This window comes from uncultured Sunxiuqinia sp. (genome assembly GCF_963974515.1).
In the GTDB taxonomy this organism is placed as follows: domain Bacteria; phylum Bacteroidota; class Bacteroidia; order Bacteroidales; family Prolixibacteraceae; genus Sunxiuqinia.
Window position 1 is genome coordinate 33,728 of sequence record NZ_CAXBDD010000018.1, and the last position, 16,871, is coordinate 50,598.

Consider the following 16,871-nt stretch of genomic DNA (forward strand, 5'->3'; position numbering starts at 1 on the left):
ATTTTAAGTGTTTATAAATCGCTATGCAGCTTGCAAGGCTTGTATTCGTTTTAACCTTCCTTGCATGGACTTAAATGCCTCCTGCAGTTTTCTGATTTTATCTAATCCATCTGCAGAACTTTCCAGAGCTGCTCCTTTTTTGGCTTGCTTTGCTGTTTTTACTTTTGCTTCCTCACTACCATCATAGACCATGAGTTCCGTTAAAAGTTTTTCATTCAAAGCGGTAAAATCAGTCACTCGTTCGGCAACAGATTTAGGCTTGTAACCTTTGGCAATTCTTTCTTTGATGATTTGCTCTGCTTTTTCGTTTACAGCCGTAGCACCTGTTCTTTCTTCTAAAACCTTCTCATTTTCCTCAATCTCTTTGGCTATTTTCCCTACCACTTTATTGTAATCGAAGTTGATGTCGAAGCCTTTGGGTTCTAACACCTGTTCCAATCCACGTTTTATGATGGCATTGGCTTTTCTTACTGTGTCATACAATGTTTGGTCACGGTAAGTAGTTTCAGTTTGCTCATCATCCAAATAATCTTTGTAAATCTTAAAAATGGTGTCCAGCGTTCGGGCTTTTACCTTGATGGTATTGCCGTCTTTATCGGTGGTTTTTTGAGGTTTGTAGCGATTCACCTCTTGTTTAATATGCTCGATATTGGCGTTAAAATCATCTCTCGCTTTGTTGATGTCTTCCAGTACCGTTTGCTGATTTCTCAAGCTATTAATGGTGTCCTGCAGTTGCTCCCGTTCTTCCATCAGGATCAGTTCTGCCAATGCGTTAGGATCGGTAATCAATCCAGTTTTGAGTTCCGAAGGATTAAACTCTTCCAAATTCAAAGCATTGGTTTTTCCGGCTCTGTACCATATCTCATTGATACGGCTTGTTTTTTCTTCGAGCTTTTGGAAGATGAAAGTATCTACGCTGTCTTCCATTAGCGGATTGACAATACGCACATTGGCATATCTATTTCCAAATCGCCAGATTCTACCTTCCAATTGCTTCATGTCGGTTGGATTCCAGTCTAACCAGCAATTGTACAATACCGTTGTTCTATTTTGCAGGTTGATTCCCTCTTTAATGGTGGCACTTCCAATGATTATTTTTATCGTTCCGGCTAAGAATCGTTCTTTTACACCTTCTTTTTTAGCAGCACTTAACCCACTTTTGATGATGCCGATTTCCTTTTCATCGTAACCGATTTTCTTTACCAAGTATTCTTTGATAAGTGAAAAGAAATGTACCCCTGCATTCATGTAAATTACCTGACCAGACACCTCTTCATTTTGTTTTTCATGGAAGCGTTTCACGCTCTCAATACAGCCCATCACATATTTGAGTTTGGGAGAGCTATCTATGTACTGCTCATACGTTGGGTTCTTATTTGGATTACAAGCATACAGATAGGGGCTAAGAGCCAATTGTCTTGCAAAAGATAAACCTCTTAAAATTCTAGCTCCTTCCTGTTCGTCATCAGACATATTACTTTCTTCCAGGGCTTCGCCTTTACTTTCATCAGTAACATCTTCCTGACCCATTGGGTTGACACAAAAGTTCACCAAACTCGTTTGCCCTGTTACATAGGATTCCACATCCTTCATGTAGTCGGCTTGAGTTGCTGTCATGGGTAAGTTGGTGCTGATTTGCTTTTCAACAGGAAGAGCAATTATTTTGTCACCCACTTTCTCACTCATCATCGGCAACACAATCTTGTTGGGACGTTGAATATTGGCATCTTCACCTGTTTTGTAGGTGATAAATTTGAATATCAAGGATTGCAAAGCAATTAGGTTGGCAAAACCCATGATTATTTCTTTCCGTTCGGGTTTTAGCTTGGCATTAATTACCAATTGCAAACTGGTTTTGATGTAGGTATCGAAAAACTCCTTGATGTTTTTAACGCCTGATTTTTCCAGTTGCTGGTACCCAATCAGTGCCAATATGGAATAAATCTCCAATGGACTATTGGTAAAGGGTGTAGCAGTAAGCAGCAGCACGTTCCGCATTTTGTTGTTGCGAAGAATATATTGACTAATCATAAACCCTCGAAGTGCGGTCATAGAAGGTTGCCCGGATTTTATCTCGTAGGGTGCTTTGTCTCTTTTTCCATCATCACCTTTTTGTTCCCCTTTAACCTGCGTAAATGATTTTTTCATGGCATGAGCTTCATCAGTTACCATGTAATCAAATCCTATGTCTTCAATATTTACCGAAGCCCCTTTGATGCCTTTACCCATCATTTCTTCAATCTTCTCAAAGAGCTTGGCTTTGTCTCGTTCTTCTTCTGTTCCCTGGTTGAGAATATCAAATAGCTCTGAACCTATCTCTCCCCACGTTTCATCGTTAAATGCCAATCGGTTAAACCCTTCGTAAGTGAGTACCGAAATAGAGTATTCCGGAACAGCCCCGATATTGCCATTATCATCTCGAAGCTGGTTCACATAACTTTCGCCTAAGTTGTACAAGTCCATTACCTGATATTGAGGCAACACGCCTGTAAGAGAAACTTTACCGTTGTGGATCACACCTTGAAGTTCGCCTAACCAGTTTTTATAGGTTTGGTTGGGAACGACAATAAATGGTCGTTTACATTGTCCACTTTCCAATGCTTGTGCAATGGATAAGATTGCCGTCATGGTTTTACCAACCCCCACATCATAGGCAATACAGCCCGAACCATGCACGCTGATAAATCCGATTCCTTCCCGTTGAGCCGGACGAATGAACAGCGGTTTATTCTTGAAAGTAGCACTAGAAGTAAAAGCAACAGGTACTTTGAAATAGTTAATTTCTACATAGCCGTTGTAGCGTTGATTCCATAGTTGCTCTATGACTAACTGATCTTCTCTTGTCAAACCTTCCGCTAAAAACTTCACAAAAAAGGAATCGCCTTCTTGCTTGGCGTTTTGCTTCATTCTGAGCTTCTCTTCTTTATCGTAGTGGCGAGGTGGAGTTCTGTTTTCTAAATAATACTGAATGATGTTCCAATCACTCGATTTTTTAAAGTCGTCCTTGGGTTGGTTTTTGAGCCATTCTTTAAACCCATTCACCAATCCGGCTTTTCCAGTTTCCCATTTTCCTGTACCGGAATTGTACTCATTAAAAGTTGTACCATCTGTCAAATTCCCAATGCTTATTTCTCCTGCAAAAGAAGATGTTGGCTTAATAAACAATCGGTTTTCCTTTGTCGGATCTGATAAGGTAAGTTTAGGTGGCTTCACATTTTGAAGTCCTTCCCATTGGCGGTCGTATTGTTGCTGACCATGATTGTCAATGATGGCACTTTTTTCTTTTAAGAGTACTTGCTCTCGTTTGTAAATGTTTTCCGCATAGTAGAGAACGCTTGGCATGAATCCACCTTTGTAAGAACAGATTACACCTTCTTTTAACCATCTTTCGGTATGTTTAGCAACTTCACCTAGCGGGATCACATACTTTGACCATCCATTTTTTGCATTTAGAATAACCGTTTCATCATTGTAGCCGTCTGTTTTTCGTTTGTACCACACCCAGGCTTTAATCTCATCTTCGGTAATACCTTTGTTGTATTGCTGCATGATCTCATCAAAGCTGAACTTGGCATCAAGTGGAGTAACTTCCGTTTCTCCATAAGCCTTTTTTAATTGCTTTTGGGCTTGTTCTTTTCGAGTAGCTTTTAAAACAGATTCTACATTTTCTTGGTGAATTTCTTCGCTAACAAATTGTTCCAACGGCTCTTTAATATTGGATTCAAGGGCTTCTACATGATTTTTAGGAATATCTACCGTTGGCACATCTATTCCCTGCAGGGCATCATCCATTTTGCCTTTTACTTTGGTAACTGGCTTATTGAATCGGTTGGTGGTTTCGTATTCTTCGCCTAATATTTTAGAAGGATTGTCTTTGAACCATTGGTCGGCTACCAGTGGCATTTTATTTTGTGTTGCTGTTATCTCTTTTTTAGATGCTTCTGTTTGTTTTGTGGATGAAGGTATTTCTGTTGTAGGAATCCGTTTCCAAAGAGCTTCTACCTTTTCTTTGATACGTTCCGGTTCAGCAAAAGCAATTTCATGGAAGTAATTATTGCTGCCTCCTGAATAATCCTTCATGTTCGCAATGGTGCGGTATAAAGCTTTGTCCTGAAAACCATCCTTATTGTAAGAAATGTAAATGCCACGATCAGCATCAAGCATACCCATCAGGGTTAAATCACCACTAACAGCAACACCGGCTTTATTAAAATTGACTTTGTATTCACTTAGACCTAAGTATTCAGCCAATTCCTTGAACGCCCTTTTTCCTAACCGACCGAATTGATCTTTTACTTTTCCGTCTTCCATGTCGCCATCTATGGTGGAATGTTTTCCTAAAAAATTGGCGAATTGCTTGAGTATATTCATGCTTACTTGCTTTTCTTGTTTTGAATGGGTGCTATGTTTATCGTTTCACTCATTCTTCAATATGTGTCATTTCTTGTTCTATCAATGCAATGGCCGAACCGATAGGCATGGCTTCTTTAGCCACGTAGCGGATTATCATTTCTTCAATGCGAGCATAGCCCTTTTCGGTGCTTTGCATTTCACATACAAAGGGCCATTTCTTAGCATCACAATCCTGTAATTCAATCTTTATCAGTTGGCGTAATTCCTTGATATTCTCTTTAGCTGTTGCCATATTATTTCCTTTTTTGTGGTACATCGCACCTGTTCCTTTTAAATATCTTGTTACCATCATTTACCATTTCGCTAGTGGACATTCCTGCGTTCTTATTCGCACCTTCAAAGGCATAAAGCACCAGCATATTTTGCATTGCCTGGTTGACGGTCTAAAATCAGCACATCGCTTACAGGATCGGTATCTTTCCCTTGGTGTTAGTGGTCTGTTCATGCTGATTTCCGTTTAAATACCACAATGTCAGTTCCGATGTCCGTTGTTTTAAATACTCGTTGAGGCATTCTGTAAGCATCAATCAAATCCGCTTTTGCAGCTATTTTCTCTTTGAGTTTGTTGTATTTCGATTCGTTGGATAAAAATGAGCTGGGGACAATGAAAATCAACAACCCGTTTTCATGGAGCAAGTCCAAGCCTCTAGTAATGAAATACTGGTCGTACTCGGTAGCTCCCGTCCATTTCTTTTCTCCCATTCCTGCCCATTTGCCGGAAAATTCTCCATAAGGAGGATTGCCTATGACCAAATCGAATTTATCCCCTGAATAATCACCTTTTAAATGCACATTCCCTGCAAAAAAGAGTGTTTCAAATGGCTGTTGGTAGATGGTGGCTTGGGGATAAAGAATTTCAGCGATTCGATTGGAATAGGGGTTGATTTCATACCCAACAACCTTTGCTGATGGTGGAGCGTATTTGATGAAATTGCCTATACCACAAGCAGGTTCTAGTACATCTCCATTGGTATAGCCGTACTTTATGGCCAGTCCCCACATCTTTTGTACAATGGCATCCGGAGTGAAATATTCGTATAATATGCCTTTCCCTGTTGCTCCCTGCTTGATTAATCCTCCGCCTCCTGTGTACCCGGAAATGTAGTTTTTATCCTCTTCGGTGTAAAGGTGATCTTCATGGTCTTTTTCTACGATAAAATCCTCAATCATTACATTGAGTTCGTAACTGTTTTCTTTTTTGGTAGTCGTTGCCATTTCCTTTGATTTAGTTGGTTTGTCCACCAGTTTGTCAGCCGATTCAAATAATTGAGCTATGAGCCAAGCCATTACACCATCCACCGAACTGGCTTCGCCATCTGTAATTTTTAACTGCCATAAATCATTGTCGATAATGATGTCATCAACATAGGATCGAATGTTCTCTTTTTCTTTCTTTACTTCCGATTTACTTAGGGTATCAGAAGGCTTTCCGATGCCGGAAAAAGGTCTTCGTTCTTTGAATAATTGAGATAAACTCTGAATCAAATCCAATTGAACATTTAGTGGTAGCCCATTTAATTTTACAAGCAGTAATTCTCTCAATCTACTTTGATTATAGGCTATACCTTTAATCACCACTTGATTCACCGGATATTCATTATCCGATTCCTGCCAAAGTGCTGCATCCAAATCTTTTATGATTTGGGCATTTTCAACGACTTGCTGTTCTCCCAAGTGTTCAGGATGTTTAACCATGTGCTGGATGGCCTTCTTTAATTTCGTTTTCGGGATCGTACTGCCTCCATAGGTTACTGTATCAGCAAATGGAGTTAGGCTACTAATAAGCATGGTTTTATCATCATACACTTGAAAGCCAATGCGGTCTTTATCTGAACTGATACTTGCAGAAACGACTTTGCCTTTCTCATCATCTTCCGTTTTGAGGTTAAGTTTTTCTGGATGCTTATCAATGAGTTTTTGGAAAGTGGCGATGGTTTCCTCATCTAAGTTGGTCCAGCCTTGTCCGATTCGGTAATGTGTGTTTGCTTTTTCTTCCGTTACGGTTTCTTGACTTTCTTCTTGAAAAATGGGTTCAATGTCCTGCTGAATGGCATAACTTTTAATGGCTTCAAAAGCTGCCATTAATTGCTTGTTCTTCTTTTCTTCATTGTTAAGAATGGAGTCCGTTCTTTGAATCAAAGCGGTAATGCGAATAAGCAAATCGCCCAAAGCGACCGCCAAAGCGTAGTCTCTTGTTTTATAGGTTTTATCCGTATTGTTGGGAAGAAAGCTACCCCCACTAGCATCGCCAAATTCTTTTCTATTGCTTAACCCAAATCGGTATTGGCCATCTTCATCTTTAACCAAATAGATACTAGCGGAATACTTGGCACTTTGAGGTATTGGAATTGCAATGGTTTCAAAATTAGCTCCTGCTGTTTCTTCGGTGTAAACACCAACGTCATTTGTGAGTTTATTAGCTGTTTCGGGAGTATCAATTTCATTCCAAACAATTTTATGCTTGGTATTGATTAAGTTGGTTAACCACCCGGAAAGGAACTTGTTTTGCTCCTTTTTCTGACGGGTATCTACCAATCTCTTGCCGTCTTTCTCATGGTACACTTGCTGAAAACCAAGGGCATTTTGAAAGGTAAGAGCCTCTGCAGTTTCCATTTTAAAGTCAATGCGGATTTCCATGTCAGGATCAGCAACGGAATCACCATTCTGTCTATAATAATGTGATAGAGCAATCACAAATCGTCCCTTTTCATCTTCGGATAGAACGTCCAGGTTTAAATCCATTAAAGCGGATTTTTCACCAAATGTTGATTTACCGGCCATGAAACCTTTCTTTAGGTTTTCTTCTAAATCAGGAATGATCTTATTGAGCTTGTTGAATATGGAACTGTACGGTTGAAGTTTTTTCCCTTTAGATAGGTCATCAATTTTCTTGCTGCCTTCTTTGATTTTTTCAATGTAGTCAGCGTAATAGGCGGTGATTCCTTCTTTGTCTGCATCGGAAATATTCGCATAATTTTCTTCCAGCCATTTACGGAACGCTTCTAATAAAGCCGAACCAGTAATTTGTCCAACTTCTGCTTTGGCGTAAGCACTAAATCGAGTAAAAAACAAACGATAATCGCTTTCAGGAATTTGTGGTTGTTCAGAATCTGGATTTAAAATACCTTGAACAGCTTCATATTCCTCCCAAATACTGTTGTTTTGTTCCGCTAATTCAGGATGATTAGCACGTAACCAGCTTTTGAATTGAATAGGTATTTCGTGTTCTTCAATGACAACCTCTGGAAATTCAGCTTTTCTTTTTTCGTGAAACTTCCCGAATTCAGTAAGTATTTTGAGTTTGTCCTTTTTGGTTAGAGGATTGCTATCTGTTTCAGTTACTTGCTTATCCCAAAGTTGGTAGGCTTCTTTAGTCGGCATTTGCCTAATGCTCATTTTATCCCGACTAAATTCAGGTCGCCTTTGGATGTACTCGTTTGCTTTTTGTTCAGAAATTTGAAGGCTGTCAATTTTACCTGTACTTGAATAAACCACCCATACCGTTTCAGTTTCTGCCGATTTATGGGAAGATCCTGTTCCTTTAATTATTTTTCCTGCAGCGAGTAGTTTTCTTGCTTCACGAACATAATTACGGGGGTAAACATCAACTCTGTCAAAGCGTTCGCCATGTGTGTTTTTACCAAATTGAGTAGCAATATCAATCGCTAAATTCTTGGAGGGTTCAAACAGCACATATTTCTCATTTTCACTTTTTCCATTCTCATCTAAGAACCAAAGTGTAACGTAAGAGAATTTTCTATGCTTGATGTTTTCTTCGGAAGGGGCATGAGAAGGTTGAATTTCAATTGAAACGTTCTCAGGAATTTGTTCACCGGACAACGTTTCTTTCAGTTTTTCTGCAAACTCAACCCTTTGTTTTGTTTTTTTTGCCCACCATAAGTTTTTCGCTCGGCTATAACGAAAGCCCATTTTTGTTTTAACCTCTGCAATAATACTAGGGGATGGCTTTTCGGAAAAGTGAAGTTCTAAACCGTTTAATTCATCGTTGTAAGAAATATCTACCTTCATATAAAGAGGTTGCTTTTTTTATGATTAAAAAACATACCTCTTTAAAGGCAGTACCTTTTTTAAAGAAAAAAACGTGATTCCCTATATAAGGAAGTGGCTTTTTTTAAGTCGATCCCTTTATAAGAGATGGCTTTTTCTTTTCAAAACGTGTGGTAAAAGTATCTTGAATAGCGTAATATTCCTTGGTTCAAAATTGTACCTCGGTACGAAGGTGGTCTATTGAATTTATACGGCTTTACATCAAATACCTGATTTAATACCATTTGCAATTTACCCTATGGGTAATTAAAGTAAGGTGAAGCGGTACATTTTTTCTTAATCAATTTTGGAAACGGTTTTATATTCAAAGTACATGATGATTATATGAAAATATCAGTCAGTATTTTAATGCTTCGTGCCGTGTAGCTGTAATTACGCCAAGTGTTTTTAAGGGCAGCTTTACCAAGTGTATGTCGATACTCAGCATCTTCAATGAGCGATTCTACTTTACTTGTCCATTCTTCAGTAGTGGAAGCCAGCATACCTGTATCTTCATCATCAATAACTTCACGGTATGGAGTTGCATTTGATGCTACAACCGGAATTGCAAATGCCGATAGCTCTAAATACTTTATAAAGGACTTTCCTTTTGTGTTAAAATCAATACTGGTAGAGGGAAGTAAAGCAATATCAATAACCAGGTCATTCAATTTAGAATAGTAATCCAAAAAGCTAACCGATTTTTCAAAAACAAAGTCGAAATCTTTAAATGGTTCTTCATTTTTTGAATGCTTACCGTTCCAACCAAAAAAGATGAATTGAACCTTATCTTTGTATTTTTCCTTTATCTGGAATAGTGCTTCTTTCATGGATAGCGTATCATAATAGCTTCCGTAGTTACCCACAATTCCTATTCTGAGTTTACCACTGTCGTTTTGCTTAATCGCCTCTAATTCCTGGAACCCGAAGTTGGAAATAAGATTGGGTTGATATTCCAAAACAACGTTGGAAGTTGGATGTTTCTTCTCAATTCTACTGTCATAAGCTTGTAACAAACTTTCCGAAGCTCCTGTGAGAATATCCATCTGAGCAATATTGCTAAGTAATATCGCTCCATGTTGCTTGGTGAATTTCTTGTAATTCGGGTGTTCCTTGGGATAAGCATGATAATTACAATCCATGTCCATTACAAATTGCAAGTCAGGATTAATTTCGAGCAATGATTTTAATACATAGCTTACATCGGAAAATATCGCAGGAAGTACAACATAATCAGCCCATTCAATTAATCGCTTATCGAGGGGGTTGTCGTAGTCGTCAAACTGTTTGGAGAAACTCCATTTGTGAATCGTAGAAACAATAGCTACATGTGTCCCTGTTTTATTGAGTTCCAACATGGGCAGGATCATACGGTAAAATCCAGTTCCATTGATACAGGGAGCTACGTAAAGCACATGTACTTTTCCATCATCTTCCTGATAGAAAGGGTACTTTTCTTCAAATTCATATTTGCCATTCAATACGTGATAAAGTTCTTTTACATTTCTCATGCTTTCAATTTTATTGTTCGTCATCATTAGGTTGTACTTCCGTTCCTTCAAAAAACTTAGCGATACGGCTGCCGGAAGTCTTGTCGTATATTTCTGCAGTATCAGCTTTGTTGCCCCATTCGGATAACTTTTTTCGCAACCTCGCAAGCCCTATGTTCTGGTCTCTTTGTTTAGAATAGCGATGTTTCCAGTCGATTGAGTAAAAGGTGCGGACATTGCCATCTTTAAACCAGACTATTAATTTTGAAAAGGAATCTCTAATAAGTTTCCATCCTCCTTTGGGTACTTCATTCATTATTTAAAATATTTTATTAGTTCTTTTAAAGGGATGTTCTCCAAGCTTTCAGTGTGCCTGCACATCATTATCGCTATGGAATCAGAAGGCTTAGAAACACGAACATTTAAGAGGTTAATCGGAATGTTGCTTTTGCTGGAATACTGAGAGATGTAGTTCCAAATATTTTGCTGGACCTTTCTTTCTAAGTCAAAAAAATCAACTGATGCCTGACCCATGAAAAATTCAACCAGTTCCCTGAATGTAGCAGGTCTGATTTTTCGATCGAAATGATAGATTAGGGTTTCTAAGACTTGGTTAGGGTAGGCGATTCGGATATTTATTCCGGCTTCCGACAAGTTGTTTTCATTAGAAAGGGTGAATAAATACCTTTTGATGTTATCCGTCACTTTCTTTTCATGACCAAAGACATCAATGCTTACATCATCCATGTATTCCTTTATCTTGGCTCGTAAGCCAAGTTTTGTTCGTTGTTTTCTTATCATATTTGAGTTGTTAATTTGCATAAAGTGTCCGATTGACTGTTGGATTGAGTACCGCTGAATGAAATTGTTCGAGTAATACCGGATCTCCCAATTTTCCTATCCTCTGTTCGCAATCTCGGTACAGTTCTAAGGGTGGTTTTCGTTTAGAAGCTACCTTCATTTCATTATTCAGAAAACGCTTAATTTGAGCATGTACAATAAGTTTCACCTGTACTTCTCGCTGTCGTTGCTGGTGGATTTTGTGCCATTTTTTAGTACCCGTAAAGCCATTGGAGTTGTAGGGGTCAAAATATCTATTGGGGAGTTGTACAAACCGTTTTTGAGGATCTTTTTCAATGTATTTCCTCACTAAATCTATACGCTCAACATAGTGTTGGTGAACATTAGCCAGGTTGGCAGTACTGACCGGTTCATACCATCTGTAAAGCAATTTTTGGGCAATCTCAACTTGTCTGTCTGTGAGGTAAACCCCTCGATACAGAACATTTTGAGCCAATGTCCAGAGCATCTTCACGTAAAAATTAAGGGAAGTGCAACGAGTCTCAGCCTGTTTTCGGGCTTTCAAGTCCGATTTTTTGTCGGCCTCGGCTCGCTTTTCTTGCACTTTCCCTCCTGTATCTTGATTTTTTTCTTGGACTTTCCCTCCTGTGTATCCTGTTGAAACGTTGCCAGTTGAAACATTTAAGTCGTTCTGCTTTTTTGCAGAACTCCTTTTTGAAGAGTTTCCAATATCGTAGCCTGCAGATTGTAAAATGCTCCCAATGGACAAGTTATCTACATCCTTTATTACATTATTAGTTTTGTAACTATTGTTTCTAGTATCTGTATGAGGACAAAATGTCCTACTTGTATTTTCAACCTCTTGTTTGTTAGTGCTTTGCAGAATTGGATTTAATTTCAATTCTAAGGCCATTTTAGCTTCATTAACACTTAATCTACATGTTGCTAACAGGATTTTTTCGTTTATAAACAGTTCAAAACTGGCGTTTGAACCATGAAATATTTTCTCTGTAATAATCCCTGCCTCCAACAATCTTTTAATGTGCCTTTGGATGGTTCGGGTACTCGCTTGGGTTCTTTTTGCCAATTGACAATTATTGGTTTTTAAAGAAGGGAGATTGGACTTGTCTATTGTCTGAATGCTATTGGCTTTTGCTAGAGATACCCCGTAGATTTTAATCAACTCCTGGGCTGTGAGTATCATACTAGGCTTAACCGTTTGGTTTCGCTCTACTTCCTTATTGTAGCATTGGATATAGCCGTTAAGAGCCTTAAAAGCGGTTGAATAATTTATTACAATCATATTTCTTCTAGTTTTCGTGCTTAATTAAGCCAAGGGCATATGTGTTAAAATGTTCCTGAGCCATCATTTTGGCATTATCAAAATCCCGGATAACCAGTTTCCTTATCCCGTCTAAATTGGATTTCATTAAATACTTGTCATTGTCTAATTCATGCAGCTCAAATCGTACATTGGAGCTATCAGATAGCTCACCAATCCATATTTTTTCTTGATTGCATGAGTATTTCCAGTGCAACGTTTTTGGTATCACCATTTGGTTGCATTTAACCGTGTTACCTTCCATCGCCAGAAATATTTGGTATGAATAGCCTTTACGCCTTGCTTTGTGTAGTTGGTAGTAGCCTCAATATCCACCCAGGCATCATGAGAGGTAGAAAATTTCTTTTTGGATCTTCGTAACCATTTACTTGTATTTTTCGCCATGCTCAATTGTGCTTTATGATTTGTTCTGCAGCTTTAATTTTAGAAAGCTGGTTTTGTCAAACTGTTTATTCCCAAATAGCTCATGTAGAGCCAGCTCCACTTGATCCAAGTTCTTTTCAATCGTCTTTTCCTTGCCCTTTAGCTTTTTCGCATTTTTGTTCACGCTACTTTCTAGCCTCTCAACCAATAGGGCATATTCATCATCATGTTCAATAGCAAAAACACTCATGTAAGAATTTGTTAGAATTAAATATTCAAGGACTGCTGTTGTTCTTTTGTCATCAGTTTTCGGATCTTTAGCTTGCGTTCCTCCATCTTTTCCTGATGTTCTTGGATGATTTCTAATGCTGCATCATAAATTGTCTCCGCATTATGCTGACGAATTGGAACAGAACCAAAAAACCTTGCTATGGTAGGTATAGACAGCTCTGTTTTCTTACTAATCAGCTCTCTGTACCTTGGAGGCAGTTGATTTCTAATCAATTCAATTTCTTTCTTGTCAAACATTTCTATAAAAGTTTTGTATCAGTTTCATATCAGTTCTAAATCTTTTTAGTATATTTGTCATCAATAACAACAAATCGTCAGCAATATTAATAAATAATGATGACAATTTGGAATTTAATAGATGAAATTTTTAAAGAAATTTTGCTATGGCAGAGAAAAACAAGAAGAAAAACAGTTCGAAAAGAGAGTTAAACGCAGTAGATAGGCGGTATTTGAAAGCTGCTGACATATTGGTAGAAACAGGTCGGGCTAAAAGTCATTCGGAAATATGTATTTCCATCGGAATTGACAGAAGTATCATTTCAAAAATGAAAAGTGAAGGGCGTTCTGTTACCATGCAGCAGCTTGAAGCAACCATCACTACTTATGGCTTAAATAGTGAATACTTCTTTTATGATGCTAAGTCTTTATTTGAACAGGTGGAAGCCAATAGATCTTCGGGAATAGCTACCAATGGGGACAACAACAAAGTGTTTAATGTTGGACAGGGTAACATAGAAGGGAATGTACTTTACGAGCAAATTGCTCATCAGATTATTAATGAAGCTCCACCAGAATTGCATAACAAAATCACAACATTGGTTCAGGAAACGGACAAAATAAAAAAAGCCGCTTCTGATTTCAAAGAGCAAGTAGCAGTTCTAAAGGCTGAGAAAAGCGTGGTTGAAGCTCGATTGCAAAAATCGAATGAAGAGCTACATGCCGTTAAAGACGAACTTTTAAGCGTATTCAGAAACAGATAAAAACAATGGATGCTTCTTCATTTACTGAAAAAAATATCATAAGTCGCCAGTTTGTAAGGGCAGCAAGACAACTTATCGCAGATAAGATAATTCTTGACCAGAAGGAATTATGCACCAAGTACAACTATGACAAGTCCTTCTTTAGTAAGATAGCAAAGGGAGAACAAAGTGTTCCTTATGATGTTCTCTATCAATTTGTATTAGACTTCAAATTGAATCCTTCTTATTTCTTTCCCAGCCAAAATAAGACTGAAAGCCTCTATTTACAGTAAACAGGATATCTACGCTATCTTTACCTAACTTACTACATAGTAAGTTTATTAATTTATTCTAGTTACTATAAAGAAAGTTTACTAAATTTGTGTCAGTATTAATTCTAACAACAATTTTGGTAGATGAATCAAGCCATAGAAGACTTTTTCACAAGCGAAATAAACCAAACAATCAGTAGTACGATTAACGAGAAGGTTTTAACCAATCAATATACCGATACTGGGGCTAGAGTAATGAACCTTTGGATTAAGGACGGCTTATTGGATGATGACAGATCAGCATCACAGACTAGGCATAAATTTTCGATGGTTGAAGCTGTTTGGGTAAGCATCATAGAAGAGCTTCGGGATATAGGCTTAGAAAAGGAGAAGATTAAAAAAGTTAAAACGCAATTATTGGTTTCAATTGATGGTGTTGATTCGAGATACCCTTATCTTGAATTTCACTTAATCTGCTCCATTTTATACAAACGGCCATTTTTCATCTTGATAGATAAAGAGGGAAACTCAAATATTGTAGGGCTTGATAACTATGTAGCCATTCTTCAAACAGAGAATTTATCCGGCCATATTGTATTTAGCTTAGAAACTCTTTTTCAAAAACTGATCTCCAAAATTGACCAATCCAAATGGACGTTTACCGAGATATTCAGACTATCAAAGGAAGAGTTAGAGTTATTGGCTTTTATAAAAATGAATAATTTCCAGACCGTTAAAATTGTTAGAAGAAATGGGGAGATTGACAGATTGGAAGGAGTTGAAAAAATCAACTCAGAAAAAAGAATCGTTGATATTCTTAATGAGGGAGATTACCAAAATATTGAATTAAAACAGGAGGACGGTAAAGTGGTATGTATTCACCGAACCGTAAAAAGAAAACTATAACGCTATGATTAACATTCAGGCAGACATAAACGCACATTCATATTCCTTACTGAAAAATTCGTGGGAGTATAGAATCAGGCTAAAATGCTTTCAATTGAACATTGTAGGAACGAACAAGAAAAAAATGGTAATGAAATTACCAATGCACAAACAGGAAAAGATGAATTAAGGGTAATTACTATTGATGAGCTACGGCAATTTGAAGGATTGGATCACTTATCCGATGAACAAGCTTTAAATGTCATTACAACTCTAAAGGAATTATCATTAATCACTTATAACATAGTAAGTAATTATGAGCAACCTCAATCAGTTTCAGAGCTTCGCAAAGCGAAATGAACAAAAGATAGCCAATAACAATAAGGCTGTTATTTACACAAGGGTGTCTGACGCTAAGCAGCAAGATAATACAAGTCTTGAAAGCCAACGGAAATATTGTACAGAATATGCCATAAATCGAAATTTTGATATTTGTGGTTATTATGGTGGTACGGTTGCCAGTGCAAAAACGGATGACCGGAAGGCTTTTCAAGAAATGCTCACTGATGTTAGGAGAAAGAAAATATCGAACATTATTGTTTACAGTATTGACCGTTTTTCAAGAGCTGGTGCCAGTGCCATTTCAACAGTTGAGCAATTAAATCGAAAAGGTATTAATGTATTATCGGTAACCCAACCGGTAGATACTGAATCATCAACTGGAACATTTTTTCAAAATATAAATTTGCTGTTTAGCAAATATGATAATGACCAAAGAAGGGAAAAGACGATTACCGGAATGAGACAACGTCTTTTAAGTGGCTATTGGATGGGGGTTGCACCTTTGGGATATGAAAACACTCGAAATGAACAAAACATTCCCATAATAGTACCCGGTGATAAAGCAAAAATAATTCGGAATGCTTTTCTTTGGAAAGCAAATGAAGGTATTTCCAATGTTGACATTGTTAAGCGATTAAAAACTCACGGAGTCAAAATCTACAAACAGCATCTAACCAGGTTATTTAGAAACCCAGTTTATTGTGGGTTGATTTCACACAGTTTACTTGACGGAGAGATTATTCAAGGAGTGCATAAGGCAATTGTTTCTAAAGAACTCTTTCTTAAAGTAAATGGAATACAGGCTAAAAACAGTCATGGCTACAAGCAGAACAAAGTGAACGACAACTTACCGTTAAAAGGATTTGCAAAATGTGAAGGCTGTGGAAGTCCGCTAACGGGTTTTCTTGTCAAAAAGAAGGGATTGTATTACTACAAGTGCAAAACAATTGGTTGTTCTTGCAATAGAAGTACAAAAGCTATTCATCAACAATTTGAACAGTTATTAAGCAAATATGAAATAACTGAAAAAATGATTGCCCCTGTAAAAACGCAAATGAAGTACACTTTTGAATACTATAATCAATCCAAAAAGGATCAGGAAGCAACCCTAAAATACAGCCTAAAAGCAATTGAAGAAAAAATAGAAAAGGTTCAGGAGAGATATGTGATTGGAGAAATTAACGATGATCTCTTTCAAAAATTCAATAAGAAGTTCGTTGCCGAAAAAGAAGAAATTGAGAACGAATTGAATAAAGGTGGAATAAATAGTTCAAACCTTGATTTTTACATAAATGAATCACTCGAATTATTCGGTAATCTCAACAGTATATGGGCTTCTAGCGATTATACACGAAAACAAAAAATACAGAATGTGCTGTTTCCAGACGGAATAGTATATAACCGTCAAAAGGACAAAGTTCAAACCTCAAAAATAAATTCTGTAATGGAGTTAGCTCGTTGTTTATCAATGAGTTTGAACGAAAATAAAAAGGGACAAAAAGCAGATTTTGCTAATTTGTCCCCTTTGGTGAGCCCGAAAGGATTCGAACCTTTGACCGCCTCCTTAGAAGGGAGGTGCTCTATCCAGCTGAGCTACGAGCCCTCACTAATCTTTTTTTGTAAGTGCTCTATTCACTCCGATAGCTATCGGAGTACGAGCCCTCAC

General features: G+C 37.7%; 13 protein-coding genes and 1 tRNA gene. 3 read left to right on the forward strand and 11 right to left on the reverse strand.

Annotation, left to right across the window (positions count from 1 at the left end; all coding sequences use genetic code 11):
• Positions 1 to 21 precede the first annotated feature (21 nt).
• From AAC033_RS06740 to AAC033_RS06785, 10 genes are all read right to left on the reverse strand, one after another.
• Positions 22 to 4,371 carry an SNF2-related protein gene (locus AAC033_RS06740; RefSeq protein ID WP_339736587.1) on the reverse strand — a complete coding sequence of 1,450 codons (4,350 nt, stop codon included), beginning with the start codon at positions 4,369 to 4,371 and terminating at the stop codon, positions 22 to 24.
• 49 nt (positions 4,372 to 4,420) lie between these two features.
• On the reverse strand, positions 4,421 to 4,705 hold the full coding sequence (locus AAC033_RS06745; protein ID WP_339736588.1) for a hypothetical protein: 285 nt from the start codon (positions 4,703 to 4,705) through the stop codon (positions 4,421 to 4,423).
• 149 nt (positions 4,706 to 4,854) lie between these two features.
• Positions 4,855 to 8,442, reverse strand: a complete 3,588-nt coding sequence (locus AAC033_RS06750) for a DUF1249 domain-containing protein (protein WP_339736589.1) — start codon at positions 8,440 to 8,442, stop codon at positions 4,855 to 4,857.
• A 359-nt stretch (positions 8,443 to 8,801) separates the two neighbouring features.
• On the reverse strand, positions 8,802 to 9,971 hold the full coding sequence (locus AAC033_RS06755) for a glycosyltransferase (protein ID WP_339736590.1): 1,170 nt from the start codon (positions 9,969 to 9,971) through the stop codon (positions 8,802 to 8,804).
• A gap of 10 nt (positions 9,972 to 9,981) precedes the next feature.
• The gene (locus AAC033_RS06760; protein ID WP_339736591.1) at positions 9,982 to 10,266 is read right to left on the reverse strand and encodes a hypothetical protein; all 285 of its coding nucleotides are present in this window, start codon (positions 10,264 to 10,266) and stop codon (positions 9,982 to 9,984) included.
• Complete coding sequence (locus AAC033_RS06765) at positions 10,266 to 10,751, reverse strand: hypothetical protein (RefSeq protein WP_339736592.1); 486 nt, start codon at positions 10,749 to 10,751, stop codon at positions 10,266 to 10,268. Before AAC033_RS06765 ends, AAC033_RS06760 begins: the two co-directional genes overlap by 1 nt.
• Before the next feature lie 10 nt (positions 10,752 to 10,761).
• The gene (locus AAC033_RS06770; protein WP_339736593.1) at positions 10,762 to 12,054 is read right to left on the reverse strand and encodes a winged helix-turn-helix domain-containing protein; all 1,293 of its coding nucleotides are present in this window, start codon (positions 12,052 to 12,054) and stop codon (positions 10,762 to 10,764) included.
• Between the two features lie 7 nt (positions 12,055 to 12,061).
• On the reverse strand, positions 12,062 to 12,337 hold the full coding sequence (locus AAC033_RS06775) for a hypothetical protein (protein WP_339736594.1): 276 nt from the start codon (positions 12,335 to 12,337) through the stop codon (positions 12,062 to 12,064).
• A 153-nt stretch (positions 12,338 to 12,490) separates the two neighbouring features.
• Positions 12,491 to 12,706 (reverse strand): hypothetical protein, encoded by a 216-nt coding sequence (locus AAC033_RS06780; RefSeq protein WP_339736595.1) that lies wholly within the window; start codon positions 12,704 to 12,706, stop codon positions 12,491 to 12,493.
• A gap of 17 nt (positions 12,707 to 12,723) precedes the next feature.
• On the reverse strand, positions 12,724 to 12,984 hold the full coding sequence (locus AAC033_RS06785) for a hypothetical protein (protein ID WP_339736596.1): 261 nt from the start codon (positions 12,982 to 12,984) through the stop codon (positions 12,724 to 12,726).
• Between the two features lie 146 nt (positions 12,985 to 13,130).
• On the opposite strand from AAC033_RS06785, the gene AAC033_RS06790 reads away from it, so the two are divergent.
• The 3 genes from AAC033_RS06790 to AAC033_RS06800 all read left to right on the forward strand — a co-directional run bounded on the left by AAC033_RS06790 (position 13,131) and on the right by AAC033_RS06800 (position 15,223).
• Positions 13,131 to 13,727: a hypothetical protein gene (locus AAC033_RS06790; protein ID WP_339736597.1), complete on the forward strand. Its 597-nt coding sequence runs from the start codon at positions 13,131 to 13,133 to the stop codon at positions 13,725 to 13,727.
• Between the two features lie 395 nt (positions 13,728 to 14,122).
• Complete coding sequence (locus AAC033_RS06795; RefSeq protein ID WP_339736598.1) at positions 14,123 to 14,884, forward strand: hypothetical protein; 762 nt, start codon at positions 14,123 to 14,125, stop codon at positions 14,882 to 14,884.
• An 84-nt stretch (positions 14,885 to 14,968) separates the two neighbouring features.
• The gene (locus AAC033_RS06800) at positions 14,969 to 15,223 is read left to right on the forward strand and encodes a hypothetical protein (protein ID WP_339736599.1); all 255 of its coding nucleotides are present in this window, start codon (positions 14,969 to 14,971) and stop codon (positions 15,221 to 15,223) included.
• A 1,508-nt stretch (positions 15,224 to 16,731) separates the two neighbouring features.
• On the opposite strand, the gene AAC033_RS06805 is transcribed toward AAC033_RS06800, so the two are convergent.
• Positions 16,732 to 16,808: transfer RNA gene (locus AAC033_RS06805), tRNA-Arg, on the reverse strand.
• Positions 16,809 to 16,871 lie beyond the last annotated feature (63 nt).

Coding starts and splice junctions, on each gene's coding strand:
- AAC033_RS06795 (WP_339736598.1), top strand. CDS start 14,123: ATGAATCAAGCCATAGAAGACTTTTTCACAAGCGAAATAAACCAAACA.
- AAC033_RS06755 (WP_339736590.1), bottom strand. CDS start 9,971: ATGAGAAATGTAAAAGAACTTTATCACGTATTGAATGGCAAATATGAA.
- AAC033_RS06740 (WP_339736587.1), bottom strand. CDS start 4,371: ATGAATATACTCAAGCAATTCGCCAATTTTTTAGGAAAACATTCCACC.
- AAC033_RS06765 (WP_339736592.1), bottom strand. CDS start 10,751: ATGATAAGAAAACAACGAACAAAACTTGGCTTACGAGCCAAGATAAAG.
- AAC033_RS06780 (WP_339736595.1), bottom strand. CDS start 12,706: ATGAGTGTTTTTGCTATTGAACATGATGATGAATATGCCCTATTGGTT.
- AAC033_RS06790 (WP_339736597.1), top strand. CDS start 13,131: ATGGCAGAGAAAAACAAGAAGAAAAACAGTTCGAAAAGAGAGTTAAAC.
- AAC033_RS06745 (WP_339736588.1), bottom strand. CDS start 4,705: ATGATGGTAACAAGATATTTAAAAGGAACAGGTGCGATGTACCACAAA.
- AAC033_RS06750 (WP_339736589.1), bottom strand. CDS start 8,442: ATGAAGGTAGATATTTCTTACAACGATGAATTAAACGGTTTAGAACTT.
- AAC033_RS06785 (WP_339736596.1), bottom strand. CDS start 12,984: ATGTTTGACAAGAAAGAAATTGAATTGATTAGAAATCAACTGCCTCCA.
- AAC033_RS06800 (WP_339736599.1), top strand. CDS start 14,969: ATGCTTTCAATTGAACATTGTAGGAACGAACAAGAAAAAAATGGTAAT.
- AAC033_RS06775 (WP_339736594.1), bottom strand. CDS start 12,337: ATGGAAGGTAACACGGTTAAATGCAACCAAATGGTGATACCAAAAACG.
- AAC033_RS06760 (WP_339736591.1), bottom strand. CDS start 10,266: ATGAATGAAGTACCCAAAGGAGGATGGAAACTTATTAGAGATTCCTTT.
- AAC033_RS06770 (WP_339736593.1), bottom strand. CDS start 12,054: ATGATTGTAATAAATTATTCAACCGCTTTTAAGGCTCTTAACGGCTAT.